At 69.3% G+C, this 15,997-nt stretch carries 14 protein-coding genes; 9 read left to right on the top strand and 5 right to left on the bottom strand.

What is annotated here, in order from left to right; all coding sequences use genetic code 11:
- The first annotated feature begins 109 nt into the window (after positions 1-109).
- From J2P76_RS13630 to J2P76_RS13605, 6 genes are all read left to right on the top strand, one after another.
- On the top strand, positions 110-1,186 hold the full coding sequence (locus J2P76_RS13630; protein WP_207408237.1) for an ABC transporter ATP-binding protein: 1,077 nt from the start codon (positions 110-112) through the stop codon (positions 1,184-1,186).
- Positions 1,186-2,271, top strand: a complete 1,086-nt coding sequence (locus tag J2P76_RS13625; RefSeq protein ID WP_207408236.1) for an ABC transporter ATP-binding protein — start codon at positions 1,186-1,188, stop codon at positions 2,269-2,271. The genes J2P76_RS13630 and J2P76_RS13625 overlap by 1 nt, the downstream gene beginning before the upstream one ends.
- The gene (locus J2P76_RS13620; RefSeq protein WP_207408235.1) at positions 2,268-3,149 is read left to right on the top strand and encodes a carbohydrate ABC transporter permease; all 882 of its coding nucleotides are present in this window, start codon (positions 2,268-2,270) and stop codon (positions 3,147-3,149) included. The genes J2P76_RS13625 and J2P76_RS13620 overlap by 4 nt, the downstream gene beginning before the upstream one ends.
- Complete coding sequence (locus J2P76_RS13615; RefSeq protein ID WP_207408234.1) at positions 3,142-3,954, top strand: carbohydrate ABC transporter permease; 813 nt, start codon at positions 3,142-3,144, stop codon at positions 3,952-3,954. The genes J2P76_RS13620 and J2P76_RS13615 overlap by 8 nt, the downstream gene beginning before the upstream one ends.
- 11 nt (positions 3,955-3,965) lie before the next feature.
- Positions 3,966-4,274, top strand: coding sequence for a DUF2160 domain-containing protein (locus tag J2P76_RS13610; RefSeq protein ID WP_207408233.1), 309 nt, complete (start codon positions 3,966-3,968; stop codon positions 4,272-4,274).
- A 94-nt stretch (positions 4,275-4,368) separates the two neighbouring features.
- Positions 4,369-6,099: an ABC transporter substrate-binding protein gene (locus J2P76_RS13605; protein WP_207408232.1), complete on the top strand. Its 1,731-nt coding sequence runs from the start codon at positions 4,369-4,371 to the stop codon at positions 6,097-6,099.
- Positions 6,100-6,301: 202 nt separating this feature from the next.
- Here J2P76_RS13605 and J2P76_RS13600 read toward each other — a convergent pair whose 3' ends face one another.
- From J2P76_RS13600 to J2P76_RS13585, 4 genes are all read right to left on the bottom strand, one after another.
- The gene (locus J2P76_RS13600; protein WP_207408231.1) at positions 6,302-7,450 is read right to left on the bottom strand and encodes a hypothetical protein; all 1,149 of its coding nucleotides are present in this window, start codon (positions 7,448-7,450) and stop codon (positions 6,302-6,304) included.
- A 68-nt stretch (positions 7,451-7,518) separates the two neighbouring features.
- Entirely contained in the window at positions 7,519-8,112 is a 594-nt protein-coding gene (locus J2P76_RS13595) for a restriction endonuclease (RefSeq protein ID WP_207408230.1), read from the bottom strand.
- A 31-nt stretch (positions 8,113-8,143) separates the two neighbouring features.
- Positions 8,144-8,827 carry a DUF502 domain-containing protein gene (locus J2P76_RS13590; protein WP_207408229.1) on the bottom strand — a complete coding sequence of 228 codons (684 nt, stop codon included), beginning with the start codon at positions 8,825-8,827 and terminating at the stop codon, positions 8,144-8,146.
- 45 nt (positions 8,828-8,872) lie between these two features.
- Entirely contained in the window at positions 8,873-9,343 is a 471-nt protein-coding gene (locus J2P76_RS13585) for a winged helix-turn-helix transcriptional regulator (protein ID WP_012249488.1), read from the bottom strand.
- 139 nt (positions 9,344-9,482) lie between these two features.
- Between J2P76_RS13585 and J2P76_RS13580 the strand changes: the two genes are divergently transcribed.
- From J2P76_RS13580 to J2P76_RS13570, 3 genes are all read left to right on the top strand, one after another.
- Positions 9,483-10,787 (top strand): D-amino acid dehydrogenase, encoded by a 1,305-nt coding sequence (locus J2P76_RS13580; RefSeq protein ID WP_207408228.1) that lies wholly within the window; start codon positions 9,483-9,485, stop codon positions 10,785-10,787.
- A 104-nt stretch (positions 10,788-10,891) separates the two neighbouring features.
- A complete protein-coding gene (locus J2P76_RS13575) occupies positions 10,892-12,010 on the top strand; it encodes a metallophosphoesterase (RefSeq protein WP_207408227.1) in 1,119 nt (372 codons plus the stop codon).
- A complete protein-coding gene (locus tag J2P76_RS13570) occupies positions 12,007-14,631 on the top strand; it encodes an AAA family ATPase (protein WP_207408226.1) in 2,625 nt (874 codons plus the stop codon). The genes J2P76_RS13575 and J2P76_RS13570 overlap by 4 nt, the downstream gene beginning before the upstream one ends.
- 373 nt (positions 14,632-15,004) lie before the next feature.
- On the opposite strand, the gene J2P76_RS13565 is transcribed toward J2P76_RS13570, so the two are convergent.
- Positions 15,005-15,982, bottom strand: a complete 978-nt coding sequence (locus tag J2P76_RS13565) for a Bug family tripartite tricarboxylate transporter substrate binding protein (RefSeq protein WP_207408225.1) — start codon at positions 15,980-15,982, stop codon at positions 15,005-15,007.
- Between the last annotated feature and the right edge of the window lie 15 nt (positions 15,983-15,997).

Below are 15,997 nucleotides of genomic sequence, written 5' to 3'. Positions count from 1 at the left end.
AAAAATAATGACGCGCTGCAAGATTGTTTTTCTTTCGCTTGTTGGGTAAAACGCAAAAAAGCAAAAAAACAACGAAAGCGAAGCGCATCCGCCCATCTGGAGGAGAACGATGCAGTTGACGCTGGACCAGATCGCCCTGCAGGCCGGGTCTCAGACCCACCTGTACCCCATGAGCCTGGCCCCGGCGCCCGGCGCCATGACGGTGCTGCTGGGCGCCACGCAGGCAGGCAAGACTTCGCTGATGCGCATCATGGCGGGCCTGGACCGCCCCACCGAAGGCCGCGTGCTGGTCGACGGCGCCGACGTCACGGGCGTGCCGGTACGGCGCCGCAACGTGGCGATGGTGTACCAGCAGTTCATCAACTACCCGTCGATGACGGTGTACGACAACATTGCTTCGCCCCTGAAGCTGCGCGGCGCCGCCGATATCGCCGCCCGTGTGCAGGCCATGGCCGCGCGCCTGCACATCGACCACCTGCTCAAGCGCCATCCGGCCGAGCTGTCCGGCGGGCAGCAGCAGCGCGTGGCGCTGGCGCGCGCGCTGGCCAAAGAGGCGCCGCTGGTGCTGCTGGACGAGCCCCTGGTCAACCTGGACTACAAGCTGCGCGAAGAGCTGCGCGACGAGCTGGCGGGGCTGTTCGCCGACGGCGGCTCGACGGTGGTCTATGCCACCACCGAGCCGGCCGAGGCGCTGCTGCTGGGCGGCTATACCGCGGTCATGGACGCCGGCGAACTGCTGCAGTACGGGCCGGCGGCGCAGGTGTTCCACCAGCCTGCCTCGCTGCGCGTGGCGCAGGCGTTCAGCGACCCGCCCATGAACCTGTTCGCCGCGCGCCGCGGGCCCGACGGCATCGCGCTGCCGGGCGGGGTGACGGCGTCGCGCCCGCTGCCGGATGACGGCGGCGCGGCGCAGATCACGGCCGGTCTGCGGGCCGGCGCGTTCCACGTGGCGCCGGCCAGCGGCCGCGTGGCGCTGCCCGGCAAGGTCAAGCTGGCCGAGATTTCCGGGTCGGACACCTATGTGCACGCCATGACGGCGGCCGGCCCCGTGGTGGCGCAATTGCCCGGCGTGCACCGCTACGAACTGGAGGACCCGTTGACCCTGTATTTCGAGCCGGCCAGCCTGTATGCCTTCGACGCCGGCGGCCGCCTGCTGGCCGCCGGCAGCGCCGCTGGAGCAGCCTGATGGCGGCCATTGAACTGGACCTGGCCCATTCGTACGCCAGCGATCCGCAATCCGACGACGATTACGCGCTGCTGCCGCTGCGCTTCACCTTCCGCGACGGCGGCGCGTATGCGCTGCTGGGGCCGTCCGGCTGCGGCAAGACGACGCTGCTGAACTGCATCTCGGGCCTGCTCAGGCCGTCGCAGGGCCGCATCCTGTTCGACGGGCGCGACGTCACCGGCCTGACGCCGCAGCAGCGCAACATCGCCCAGGTGTTCCAGTTCCCGGTGGTGTACGACACCATGACGGTGGCGCAGAACCTGGCGTTCCCGCTGCGCAACCGCGGCATGGCGCCGGCGCACATCCGCGAGCGGGTGGGCCGCATCGCCGAGATGCTGGACATGTCGGCGCAGCTGGACCGGCGCGCCAGCGGGCTGTCCGCCGACGCCAAGCAGAAGATCTCGCTGGGCCGCGGCCTGGTGCGCAGCGATGTGTCCGCCGTGCTGTTCGACGAGCCGCTGACGGTGATCGATCCGCACCTGAAATGGCAGCTGCGGCGCAAGCTCAAGGAAATCCACCAAGAACTCGGCCTGACGCTCATCTACGTGACGCACGACCAGACCGAGGCCCTGACGTTCGCCGAACAGGTGGTGGTGATGTCGCGCGGCAAGGCCGTGCAGATCGGCACGCCCGACGACCTGTTCGAACGGCCCGCGCATACCTTCGTGGGGCATTTCATCGGCTCGCCGGGCATGAACTTCCTGCCCGCGCAGTGGCGCGACGGCGCGCTGGCGGTGGGCACGCGCCGCCTGTCGGGCCTGCCCGCCGGCACGGCCGGAGCCCTGGCCGAAGCCGGCGAGGTGCGCCTGGGCGTGCGGCCCGAATACCTGCAGCCCTGCACGGCGGGTGCGCAGGGGGCCGTGCCGGTGCGCATTTCGCGCGTGCAGGACCTGGGCACCTACCTGCTGCTGACCGGCGATTTCGAGGGCGCCACGCTGCGGGCCCGCGCGCGCCCGGGCAGCGCGGCCGCCGAGGGCGACACGGTGTGGCTGCCGCTGCTGAATCCCCACACCTGCTTCTACCGCAACGAGGAGCGCATTTCATGAAGCCCATCAACCAACGCGCCTGGCTGCTGGTGCTGCCGGTGGTGATCTGCGTGGCGTTCTCGGCCATTTTGCCGCTGATGACCATCGTGAATTATTCGGTGCAGGACATCATCTCGCCCGACCGGCGGGTGTTCGTGGGCACCGAGTGGTATGCCATGGTGCTGCAGGACGAAGAACTGCACGGGGCGCTGCTGCGCCAGATCGGCTTTTCGCTGGCGGTGCTGGCCATCGAGATTCCGCTGGGCATCCTGCTGGCGCTGTGCATGCCCGCCTCGGGCTGGCGCGCCTCGGCGGTGCTGGTGGTGATCGCGCTGTCGCTGCTGATCCCCTGGAACGTGGTGGGCACCATTTGGCAGGTGTTCGGGCGCACCGACATCGGCCTGATGGGCGCGGCGCTGACCTGGCTGGGGGTCGACTACCACTACACCGGCGATTCGCTGGACGCCTGGCTGACGGTGCTGGCCATGGATGTCTGGCACTGGACGCCTTTGGTGGCGCTGCTGTGCTATGCGGGCCTGCGCGCCATTCCCGAGGCCTACTACCAGGCCGCGCGCATCGACGGCGCGTCGCGCCTGGCGGTGTTCCGCTACATACAGCTGCCCAAGCTGCGCGGCGTGCTGATGATCGCCGTGCTGCTGCGCTTCATGGACAGCTTCATGATCTACACCGAGCCCTTCGTGCTGACTGGCGGCGGGCCCGGCAACGCCACCACCTTCCTGTCGCAATACCTGACGCAGAAGGCCGTGGGGCAGTTCGACCTGGGCCCGGCGGCGGCGTTCTCGATCGTGTATTTCCTGATCATCCTGCTGCTGTGCTTCATCTTGTACAACTGGATGCTGCGGGCCGGCACCGCCGCCGAGGAGAACGCTCATGGATAAGCGGGGCTCGGCCTGGCGCGCGGCCTTCCTGGCGCTGTACCTGCTGTTCGCCATCCTGCCGCTGTACTGGATGCTGAACATGTCGTTCAAGACCAATACCGAGATCGTCAGCACGCTGACGCTGTGGCCCAGCCATTTCACGCTGGAGCACTACCGCACCATTTTCACCGACCCGGCCTGGTATTCGGGCTACATCAATTCGCTGATCTACGTGGCCATCAACACGGTGGTGTCGCTGGCCGTGGCGCTGCCGGCCGCCTACGCGTTCTCGCGCTACCGCTTCATCGGCGACCGGCACGTGTTCTTCTGGCTGCTGACCAACCGCATGACGCCGCCCGCCGTGTTCCTGCTGCCGTTCTTCCAGCTGTACAGCTCGCTGGGGCTGATGGACACGCACCTGGCGGTGGCGCTGGCTCACCTGGTGTTCAACGTGCCGCTGGCGGTCTGGATACTGGAAGGCTTCATGTCGGGTGTGCCGCGCGAGATCGATGAAACCGCCTATGTAGACGGTTATTCGTTCCCGCGGTTTTTCCTGACGATTTTCCTGCCGCTGATCAAGTCGGGCGTGGGCGTGGCGGCTTTCTTCTGCTTCATGTTCAGCTGGGTCGAGCTGCTGCTGGCGCGCACGCTGACTTCGGTGAACGCCAAGCCCATCGTGGCCACCATGACCCGCACGGTATCGGCCTCGGGCATGGACTGGGGCGTGCTGGCTGCGGCGGGCGTGCTGACCATCGTGCCCGGCGGCATTGTCATCTGGTTCGTGCGGCATTACATCGCGAAAGGCTTCGCGATGGGCCGGGTATAGGGGGGCTGGCCATGTTCCAGTGGATGGTATGGACGACGCCGGTGGCGGTGTTCTTCATCTGCATCGTGCTGATGCTGGCGGGCATGACGGTGTGGGAACTGAAATCGCCCACGCGGCTGCGCAAGGGCTTCCTGCCCATTGCCACCACGCGCGGCGACCGGCTGTTCATCGGCCTGATGGCCGCGGCCTGGGTCAACCTGGCCTACGTGGGGCTGGGCGAAAAGATGATGGACTGGTTCACGCTGGATGATCCGCCCACGGTGTGGATCAGCTTTGCGGCATCGATGCTGCTGCTGGCGTGGATCATGCGCAAGGGGTAAGCCACAACGAGCTGTAGCGTACGACCGCCGGCCGGCATCTTCCCAGGCCTCCGGTCGGCAGCATGGACGGGAAGGTACAACGAGGAGCAAGATCATGAAATTGCGCAGGCAAGCCATGGCGGCGAGCATCGCCCTGATCGGGTGGTCGGTCGCCTGGGCAGGAGTGCCCGAGGCCGAGAAATGGGTCGACTCCGAATTCCAGCCGTCGTCGCTGTCCAAAGACAAACAGATGGCCGAGATGCAATGGTTCATCGACGCCGCCGCCAAGCTCAAGGCCAAGGGCGTCAACGAGATCAACGTGGTGTCCGAGACCATCACCACCCACGAGTACGAGTCCAAGACGCTGGCGCGCGCCTTCACCGAGATTACCGGCATCAAGGTCAACCATGACCTGATCCAGGAAGGCGACGTTGTCGAAAAGCTGCAGACCTCGATGCAGTCGGGCAAGTCCATCTACGACGGCTGGATATCCGACTCGGACCTGATCGGCACGCACTACCGGTACGGCGCCATCCTGCCGCTGTCGGACTACATGGCGGGCGCGGGCAAAGACTGGACCAACCCCGGCCTGGACCTGAAGGATTTTATCGGCACCAAGTTCACCACCGCGCCGGACGGCAAGCTGTACCAGCTGCCCGACCAGCAGTTCGCCAACGTGTACTGGTTCCGCGCCGACTGGTTCGCGCGTCCGGACCTGCGCGAGAAATTCAAGGCCAAGTACGGCTACGAGCTGGGCGTGCCCACCAACTGGTCGGCCTACGAAGACATTGCCGATTTCTTCACCAACGACGTGAAGGAGCTCGACGGCAAGAAAATCTACGGCCACATGGACTACGGCAAGAAAGACCCGTCGCTGGGCTGGCGTTTCACCGACGCCTGGCTGTCGATGGCGGGCGCGGCCGACAAGGGCCTGCCCAACGGCATGCCGGTGGACGAATGGGGCATCCGCGTGGCCGACGACAAGTGCACGCCGGTGGGCGCGTCGGTAGAGCGGGGCGGGGCCACCAACAGCCCGGCCGCCGTCTATGCGCTGACCAAGTACATCGACTGGATGAAGAAGTACGCGCCGCCGCAGGCCATGGGCATGACGTTTTCTGAATCCGGGCCGGTGCCGGCGCAGGGCCATATCGCCCAGCAGATCTTCTGGTACACCGCCTTCACGGCCGACATGACCAAGAAGGGCCTGCCGGTGGTCAATGAAGACGGCACGCCCAAGTGGCGCATGGCGCCGTCGCCTTATGGCCCGTACTGGAAGGACGGTATGCAGAACGGCTACCAGGACGTGGGCTCATGGACTTTCTTCAAGTCCACCGACCCCGACCGCCTGGCCGCCGCCTGGCTGTACGCCCAGTTCGTCACGTCCAAGACGGTGTCGCTGAAGAAGTCCATCACCGGGCTGACCTTCATCCGCGACAGCGACATCCACAGCGACTATTTCACCAAGAACGCCAACCGCTACGGCGGCCTGATCGAGTTCTACCGCAGCCCGGCGCGGGTGGCCTGGACGCCCACCGGCAATAACGTGCCCGACTATCCCAAGCTGGCCCAGCTGTGGTGGAAGAACGTGGCCACGGCGGTCACGGGCGAACAGACGCCGCAGAAGGCCATGGACAACCTGGCCGAAGAGATGGACCGCGTGATGGCCCGCCTGGAGCGCGCCGGCATGAGCCACTGCGCGCCCAAGCTCAACAAGAAGAGCGATCCGTCGAAGTGGCTGTCCGACCAGCACGCGCCCTGGAAGAAACTGGCCAACGAAAAGCCGCAAGGCCAGACGATTCCGTACGACCAGCTGCTGCAGGCCTGGAAAGAAGGCAAGGTTCGCTGAGCGGCCAACTGCCAGGTGGCTGACACCGCTGTAGGCCGCGGCCGTCTCAGTCGTACGGTGTCAGGCACCCTGGCGGGAGCCTGACACCTGGCAGTTGGCCAGGTGTCTGACTCCCGCAGGGTGTCAGACACCGAAGTGCGCAGCGGCTGTTCCAGCAGTACGGCGCCAGGCACCCGGCAAATCTGTCGCGCAAAGCCGGCCGTTATCGCGCCGCCACATCAGGCAGCACGATCTGCGCCGTGCCCGGCAGCACCCATTGCGCGCATTCCCGCGTGGCGTCGATGCAGCCGCCTTCCGCGTAGACGCCCTGGGGGTCGCGCCGGCGCAGCATGCGCGCCAGGATGTCCCGCACCGCGGCCGGATCGGCCAGGGTGCGCGCCACCCGGTCTTCGACCATGGCTTCGTCCAGCACCAGCCGGCCCTGCGCATCCAGGCGCGCGCCGTCGCGCCAGTGGTAGATTTCGACGCACTTGGCGGTCAGGGTGTAGGGCTGGTCGCGCTTCCAGAAGTTGTTGAACAGGCCGCTGCCCAGGTAGAACACCCACGAACCCTCGTAGCCTTCCACGTTGGACGAATGCGCGTCGGGGTTGCGGAACCACAGCCGGTCGCCCGGCACGTAGTACCGGGGCGGCAGCGGCGCGTCCATCGAGCCGTATTCGCGCAGGAACACGTCATGGAACGGCCCCGACATGATGGCGCGCGTTTCCCACTGCCGCTGCAGGCTGGCGTACAGCGCCGGATGCGCGGCCTGCAGTTCCAGGGCGATGCCCAGCAGCGTCACGTATTCGGTGGCGCGGTAGCACGAAAACGAATACAGCTTGCCCGAAGCCTCGGGCTGGGTGGCTTTTTGCAGGGCCTCGATCAGCGACACGCCCGGTTCGATGGTGAAGCCGCGCGTCTCGTCATAGCGCCAGTAGCCCGCCGGCCGTTCAGCCTGTTCGGTGTCGAAGGCCAGGGCGGTCTTGCGCGCGGCCTGCACGATGTGCTGGCGGATGCGCACGGCGCTGCGCAGTTCGGCGGCATCGGGAAACGGAAAGGCCACCGGCCCCAGCAGCATGGCCAGCAGGATCTCGCGCGCCAGGTCGTCGGCACGGGCTTCGGTGTCCAGTTCCAGGGCGGCGCATAGCGAGGTGGTGTCGCGCTGCGGCGCCAGTTCCAGCAAGGCCTGGCTGGGCTCGAAATGCACGGCGCAGGGGCCGTCGGGCACCGCCTGCGCGTAGGGCGCCAGGCCCAGGCTTTGCAGGAAATCGTGGGCCGCCTGGCGTTCGGCCCGCAGCGCGCCGGCGCTGGGCGCGGCGATGCGGATGCCTTGCCGCGGGGCGGGCTGGCGGGGCGATTCGGATGAGGGCATGCGCAGGCTCCGTGGCGCGGTGCGCGTCCGATCGGGATGAGGCCGCGCGCGCCGTCAGGCGCCAGATTCTACTGCCGGGCGGACGCCTGTGGCACACCCGCCGGCAGCAGGCGCGCCAGGGCCTCGGCGTCCATGAAGCGGATGTTGTGGCGCGAGGCGTAGTCGCGCGCCGGCGCCGAGGGGGCGCCCAGCGCCACGTAGATGCTTTCGCCGGCGCCCGCATCGGCCCGGGCGGACTCCAGGCGCTGCAGGGGCTCGACGCCGGTGTGGGCGGCTTTCCAGCGGCGCGCCGCCAGCAGGGCGCGGCCGCCGCCGGCCCGCGTGACTTCGAAATCGGCCGCGTTGCCGTTCAGGCGCCTGATCTCGCAGCCGTCGCGGCGCAGCGCCGCTTCCAGCACGTCGGCAAAGGCCGGCCAGGACAGCGCGGCCAAGGTGGCCGCGGTTTGCTCGACGCGGGCCGGCGAAGGCTTGCCGCGCTGCTTCCAGGCGGCGATGCCGGCGATGGCCAGGAACGGAATGGCCGCAAAGACCGGGAAAGGCGCGTAGGCCGGCGGCAGCGCCGCCAGCCCGATGACGATCAGCACGGCCGCCACCAGCAGGCTGATCCACCAGGGGGAGCGCAGCAAAATGGCGAACAGCGAATTCTTGGCCATGAGTTTCATGGAAGGTTCCTGGGCAGCGGGGCAGGGTGGATCAGGGGGCCGGGGCGCCGGGCGGCGCGGCCGGTGGGGGCTCGGCAGCGGGAGGGGCGGCGGGAGGGGCGGGCGGCTCGGGCCGCACCGCCGGCGAGCCGTCCGGGGCGCGCGCCATCCAGGCGATCAGCGAGGCGCGCATGGCTTCTTCGACCGACATGTCGATGGGCTGTACCCAGTCGGTCGGCACGAATACGGTATAGCCGCCGATCATGTAGCCCATGGGCAGGTATACCGCCACGCGCTCGCCCGGCAGGAAGCCGTCGGGCAGGCCGGCGGTGCCGCGCCGGGTGATCAGGCCCACCAGTTCGAGCGGCTGGCCGGGAATGCGCAGGATCACCACGTGCTGGGTATCGGTCTTGGCGCTGGGCGAGAAATAATCGGCGAAGCTTTTCAGCGACGAATAGATGCTCTTGACCACCGGCAGGTTGGTGAAGGGCATTTCAACCAGGTGGAACACGCGCTGCACGCGTTCTTTCGACACCAGGTAGCCGATCAGCAGAATGCCCAGCACGCCCAGCGCCAGGCCCATGCCGGGAATGTAGAAGCTGCCGATGAACGGGCTGAGCAGCGCCAGCGCCATGCGTTCGGTCCAGGCCAGCACGATGTACAGCAGGTAGATCGTGAGCGCGATCGGCAGTACGGTGATCAGCCCGCGGAAAAAATATCGGTACAGGCGCGTCATGAGATCGGGTCTCCGGTTGGGCGCGGCGGCCTCGGGCTATCAATACTAGTGGCCATGGGTGGGCAGGAACAGGGTTTCCTTGATTTCTTCCATGACCACATAGCTGCGCGATTCCGCCGACGCGGGCAGGCGCTTGAGAATCTCGCCCAGCAGCCGGCGGTATTCGTTCATTTCGGTCAGGCGGGCCTTCACCAGGTAGTCGAAATCGCCCGACACCAGGTGGCATTCCATGACTTCGGGCACGTAAAGCAGTTCCTGCTTGACCTTGTCGAACATGTCGCCGGACTTGGCCGACAGTTTGATTTCAAGGAACACCAGCAAGTTTCGGCCCAGGGCGGCGGGGTTGACGCGGGCATGATATCCGGCGATGACGCCCTCGCGTTCCAGGCGCTTGACGCGTTCGGAGCAGGGGGTGGCCGACAGGTTGATGCGTTCGGCCAGATCGGTAATGGAGATGCGTCCGTCGCGCTGCAGGATGTCGAGGATTTTCAGGTCGATACGGTCGAGTTCGCGCATTTCACTCTTGCCGGGCCGCCGGGGCCCGTGCCGCCAGTCGAAAAATGGATTGGAACGGGTGATTTTAGTGCTTTTCACTGCCAGGCCGCTTCTAGACTATTCGAATATTCGTGTGACATGTCTAAATCGGGGAATTCTCATGCACGTCATCGTCCTGGGCAGCGGCGTGATCGGCATCACCACTGCCTATTATCTGGCCCGGCAGGGCGCCAGGGTCACGGTGCTCGACCGCCAGCCCGAGGCCGCCTGCGAAACCAGCTACGCCAATGCCGGGCAGGTGTCGCCGGGCTATTCCACGCCCTGGGCGGCCCCCGGCATTCCCCTGAAGGCGCTGAAGTGGCTGTTCCAGAAAGACGCGCCGCTGGCGATCCGGCCCGACGGCACGCTGTACCAGTGGCGCTGGATGGCCGCGATGCTGGCCAACTGCTCGGCCGGCCGCTACGCGGTCAATAAAGAACGCATGCTGCGCCTGGCCGAATACAGCCGCGATTGCCTGCGCGAGCTGCGCGCCGATACCGGTATCCAGTACGAGGCCCGTACGCGCGGCACGCTGCAGCTGTTCCGCAGCGCCCACCAGTACGAAGCGGCGCAGCGCGACATCCAGGTGCTGGACGCCTGCGGCGTGCCCTACGAACTGCTGGACAGCGCCCGCCTGCAAACCGTCGAGCCGGCCCTGGCCCGCACCGCGCACAAGCTGGCCGGCGGCCTGCGCCTGCCCAACGACGAAACCGGCGATTGCCGCCTGTTCACGCGCCGCCTGGCGCTGCTGGCGGCCGGCCTGGGCGTGGAGTTCCGCTACGGCCAGGATGTCGAAGGCCTGCAAGCCAGCGGCGCCGAGATCCGCGGCGTGCGGGTCGGCGGCGACATCCTGACGGCCGACCGCTACGTGGCGGCCTTCGGCAGCTATACGCGCGGTTTCCTGGCCCCCCTGGGCCTGCGCCTGCCGGTGTACCCGGTCAAGGGGTATTCGCTGACCATCCCGCTGGCCCGCGCCGACGCGGCGCCGGTTTCCACGGTGCTGGACGAAACCTACAAGGTTGCCGTCACGCGCTTCGACAACCGCATCCGGGTCGGCGGCATGGCCGAGCTGGCGGGCTTCGACCTGCGCCTGAACCCGGCGCGCCGCCGCACGCTCGAGCACGTTGTCAACGACCTGTACCCCGGCTGCGGCGATGTGGCCCAGGCCGAGTTCTGGACCGGCCTGCGCCCCATGACGCCCGACAGCACGCCCATCGTGGGCGCCACGCGCTACGCCAACCTGTTTCTCAATACCGGGCACGGCACCCTGGGCTGGACCATGGCCTGCGGGTCGGGCAAGCTGGTGGCCGACCTGGTCACCGGCCAGCGGCCCGCCATCCGCGCCGACGACCTGGCCCTGTCGCGCTACCACGCCCCGCAGGCGCGCCGCGCCGGCCCCGCGCTGGGCGAACGCTCTACGGCGTAAGCGCGCCGGCGCCGCGCGGGCTGCGCCCCGTGCGGCGCATGCCTTGTGCCACAATCGCGCCATGGCCCCGTGCCGTGGCGGCGCGGGCATTCTGCGGGCGACTCGTGATCCATCTCATTCATACCGCCGATTGGCAGATCGGGCGGCAGTACGGCCAGTTCGACACCGATGACGCCGCCATGCTGGCCGAGGCCCGCTATGCGGCGGTGGCGCGCATTGCCGCGCTGGCGGCCGAGCGGCGCGCCGACGCGGTGCTGGTGGCCGGCGACGTATTCGATACCCAGGCCGTCTCCGACCGCAGCATCCGCCGGCTGTTCGACGCGCTGGCGGCCTATGCCGGCCCCTGGGTGCTCATCGCCGGCAATCACGATGCCGCGCTGGCCGACAGCGTGTGGTCGCGGGCGCACCAGCTGGGCTGCATCGGCGCCAACGTGCACGTGCCGCTGCGGCCCGGCGTGGTCGACCTGCCCGGCCTGAACCTGGCCGTGCTGGCCGCGCCCCTGACGCAGCGCCACACGTACGATGACACGACCGCCGTGTTCGACACGCTGGCAACCGAGCCGGGACGCGTGCGGGTGGGCCTGGCCCACGGCAGCGTGGCCGGCCGGCTGCCCGACGCGGTGGATTCGGCCAACCCCATCGCCGCCGACCGCGCGGCGCGCGCCAGGCTCGACTACCTGGCGCTGGGCGACTGGCACGGCTGCCTGCAGATCGATGCGCGCACCTGGTATGCCGGCACGCCCGAGCCGGACCGCTTCCGCGCCAACGCGTCCGGTTGCGCCCTGGATGTGCGGCTGCCCGGCGCCGGCGCCGAGCCGGTGGTCGAGGCCCTGCCGGTGGCGCAGTACCGGTGGGCGCACTGGGTCGAATCGCTGTCGCTGCCTTCCGATGCCGAGTCGCTGGCCCACCGCCTGCAGGCGGTGGGCGCCGATGATGTGCTGCGCCTGGAACTGTCCGGCCAGTTGCCGCTGGACACCTGGGATGCGCTGCAAGAGGCCATTGCGCGCGCGGCGGCGCGCACGCGCGCCTTGCTGCTCGATGCCGCCGGCGTGTCGCTGGCGCCCGATGCGCAAGACCTGGCGGCCCTGGGGGCAAGCGGTTATGTGGGCGAAGTGGCCGCGCAACTGCAGGCGCTGCAAGAAGACCCCGCCCAGGCGCCGGCGGCCAGGCAGGCGCTGCGCCTGCTGGTGCAGTTCCAGCGCGAGCGCGCGGAGGCGCCATGAAGCTGCGCCGCATCGCGCTGGAAGAGTTCCGCAAGTTCCGCGGCTCGGCCGTGCTGGACCAGCTGGCCGATGGCCTGAACGTGATCGCCGGCCCGAACGAGGCCGGCAAAAGCACTTTCGTGGCCGCCATCCGGGCGGCGTTCCTGGAGCGCTACAAGACCACCAAGGTGGCCGGCCTGGCGCCCTGGGGCGCGCAGGGCGCCAGGCCGTCGGTCGAGATCGATTTCGAGCATGGCGGGCATCGCTATCTGCTGCGCAAGACCTTTCTCAGCCGCGCGCGTTGCGAGCTGCTGGTCGATGGCGGCGCCGAGCGGCACGAAGGCGAAGCGGCCGAGAACGCGCTGGCGGGCCTGCTGGGGTTCGAGTTTCCCGCCAAAGGGCATAGCCGGCCCGAGCACGGCGGCATTCCCGGCCTGCTCTGGATCCCGCAGGGCGAAGGCCAGAACCTGGCCGAGCCGGCGGGCCATGCGCAGGGGCATCTGCGCGAGGCCCTGACGCGCCTGACCGGCGAACTGGCCTCGGCCGACGGCGATCATCTCTACGAGCGCGTCGAAGCCGAACGCGCCGCGCTGCGCGATGCGCGCAGCGGCCGGCCCAAGGGGCCCTATAAAGAAGCCGAAGACGCCAGCCAGCGGGCGGCGCAGGCCGCCGACACGCTGGCCGCGGCCAAGCGGGCGCTGGATGCCGATGTGGACCGGCTGGCCGCGCTGCGCCGCGATTACGACAAGGCCCAGCAAGAGCAGCCCTGGCTCGAGCTGGAACAGCGCGCGGCGCAGGCGCGCGCGCGCCTGGCCGAGATCGGCCGCGAGCGCGAGGCGCTGGCGGGCCTGCAGCGCGAACTGGCGCAGGCCGACGACACGCTGGCCTTGCTGCATGAACAGGTCGAGCGCGACCAGCGCGATGGCGCGGCGCTGCGCGAATTGCGGGCCCAGGCCGAGGCGGCCGCCGCCGGCCTGGAGCCGGCCCGCGCCGCGCTGCAGCGGGCCCTGCAATTGCAGCAGCAGGGCGACGAACAGCTGGCCCGCTGCCAGGCGCAAGTGGCGGCCGCGCAGCAGGCGGCGCAGCGGCGCGATTGCGATGAACAGCTGCAGCGGCTCGAGCGCGAGCTGCAGCGCCTGGACGAAGCCATCGCCCAGGCAGGCCGGCTGGCGCAGCAGATCCAGGCCCTGCAGCGCGGCGCCGCCGGCCTGGCGATCGATGAAACCGGCCTGCGCGCCCTGCGCGACGTCGAACAACGCATCGCGCAGTTGCAGGTGCAGCAGCGCGCCGGCGCGACCCGGCTGCAGCATCGCCTGCAGGCCGGCCAGCACATCGACATGGAAGGCTCGGCGCTGACGGGCGCGGGCGAGGTGCTGCTGGCCGAAGCCGCCGAATTGCACATTCCGGGGGTCGGCACCCTGCGCATCGAACCGGGCGGGCGCGACTTGCCGGCCGTGCTGGCAGCGCTGCACACGGCCCGCGCCGAACACGAGGGGCTGCTGGCGCGCCTGGGGTGCGCCAGCCTGGCCGACGCCGAGGCGCGCGCCGCCGCGCATGAGCAGGCGCGCCGCGACCTGGACATGGCGCGCCAGCATTTGCGGATCCAGGCGCCGGAAGGCGTCGAGGCGCTGCAGACGGCCCAGGGCCAGGCCCACGAGCGCCGCACGCAGCTGCAGGCCCTGCGCGCCAGCCTGCCCGACAGCGCCGCGCCGGCCGACCTGGCGCAGGCCCAGCAGACGTTGCGAACGGCCACGGCCGAGGCCGGGCACGCCGGCCAGGAAGTGGTGTCGTTCCGCACCGCGCTGGACACGCAGCAGGCGCGCGCGCAGGTGCTGCAGGCGCAGTGGGCGGCGCGGCAGGGCGAGTTCGACGCCGCCGGGCGCGCCGAACAGCGCGAGCAGCGCGGCGCCCGGCTGGTCGAGGCGCGGGCGCGGCGCGACACGCTGGCGCAGCGCGTCCAGGCGGCGCAGGCGGCCCTGCAGGCGCACCAGCCCGAACTCATCGAGCAGGATGCCCAGCGCTTCGAGCAGTCGGCGGTGCTGGCCCGCGACGCGCACCAGCGCCGCCATGCCGAGCTGCTGCAACTGCAGGGCAAGCTGGAACAGGCCCAGGCCCAGGGCCTGGGCGAACAGCTGCTGCAGGCGCAGGCCGATGCCCAGCGGCTGGCCCGGCGGCGAGACGAGTTCGCCACGCGGGCGCAGGCGCTCGACCTGCTGTGGCAACTGGTAAGCGAGCGGCGCGCCGCGGCGACGCAGCGCCTGCTCGATCCGCTGGCGCGCCGGTTGCAGCACTATGCGGGCCTGCTGTTTCCGGGCGCGCAATGGCGCCTGGACGATGCCCTGATGCCGGCGGCGCTGGCGCGCGGCGGCGGCGACGATGCGATCGAAGCGCTCAGCTTCGGCACACGCGAGCAACTGGGCGTGCTGGCGCGGCTGGCCTATGCCGACCTGCTGCAGCAGGCCGGCCGGCCGACCCTGCTGGTGCTGGACGACACCCTGGTCCATGCCGACGACAGCCGGCGCGAACTGATGAAGCGCGCGCTGTACGACGCGGCCTCGCGCCACCAGGTGCTGCTGTTCACCTGCCATGCCGATGCCTGGCAGGATATGGGGGTAGGGGTGCGGGAAGTGCCGGCTGCCTGAGTTCAGGCGCCTGTGGGTATTGCGCTGGGAGGTTGCGCTGGGAAGGGGCGCTGAGAGTTGCGTTCTAGCCCCGTCCCGCGGCGTCCGGCCGGGCGGTGGCGGCGCACGTGCGTCGGGCTCGGGCGCAACCAGGCGCCCTCGGCCTGCTGCGCAGGCTGCCCCGCCGCCCAACGCGCCGCCACCGCCCGGCCGGACGCCGCGGGACTCGATCAGTGAGTCGAACCGCCGCACAGCATCCGTGTCGTTGGTGGCTCGGCCGGGTGTCTGACTCCCGCAGGGTGTCAGACACCGAAGTGTGCAGCGACTGTCTCAACAGCACGGTGCCTGGCACTCTGACGGGAGCCCGACACCTTACCGAGCTCACCGTCCCGGCTCAGTTCAGCCGGATGTTCTGCTCTTTGGCGATGCGCTTGCGCAGTTCGAGCTCGTGCTTGATCTGTGCCGCGTACTGCTCGGGCGTGTTGCCGTCGACCAGGGCGCCGCGCTCTTCCAGGCGCTGGCGAATGGCCGGGTCCTGCAGTGTTTTCACGGCCGCGTCGTGCACGCGCTTGACGATGGCGGGCGACACGCCGGCCGGGGCCACCAGGCCGTACCAGGCCATGTTGTCCATGGCGGGCAGGCCCGCTTCGGCGAAGGTGGGCACGTCGGGCAGGCTGGCCACGCGCGCCGGGGCGGCCACGGCCAGCGCGCGCAGCTTGCCGGCCTGGATGTGCGAGATCGACGACGGCAGGTTGTCGAACTGGGCGCTGACCTGGCCGGCCAGCGTGTCATTGAGCGCCGGGCCCGAACCCCGGTAGGGCACGTGGATCATGTCGGTGCCCGTCAGCGACTTGAACAGCTCGCCGTCCAGGTGCGAGATGCTGCCCGTGCCGGCCGATGCATAGCTGTACGTGCCGGGCTGCGACTTCAGCAGGGCGATGAATTCCTTCAGGGTCTTGGCCGGCGTTTTCGGGTTCACCGTCAACACGTTGGGCACGTTGACCAGGTTGGTGATCGGCGTGAAGTCTTTCAGCGGATCGTACGGGGTCAGCGCGTTGGTGGCGGGGTTGGTGGCCATGGTGCTCACCGTGGCCACGCCCAGGGTATAGCCGTCGGGCGCGGCCTTGGTCAGGGCTTCGGCGCCGATCGCGCCGCCGCCGCCGCCGCGGTTCTCGACCACTACCGGCTGGCCCAGCTCGCGGCTGAGGCCGTCGGCCACGATGCGCGCCACCAGGTCGGTGGTGCCGCCCGCGGCAAAGGGCACCAGCAGGCGCACGGGGCGCTCGGGGTAGCCCTGGGCATGGGCGCCGGCGCCGATCAGGCAGGCCGCGGCCAGCAGTGCAGTCTTGAAAAAGGGGGTGTGCTTCAACATAAAGTCTCCTGTGCG

Origin of the sequence: Bordetella petrii (assembly GCF_017356245.1) — a bacterium.
GTDB lineage: Bacteria > Pseudomonadota > Gammaproteobacteria > Burkholderiales > Burkholderiaceae_B > Bordetella_A > Bordetella_A petrii_D.
The sequence above is the reverse complement of the archived record's forward strand: the minus strand, read 5'-3'. Positions and strand labels throughout refer to the sequence as shown.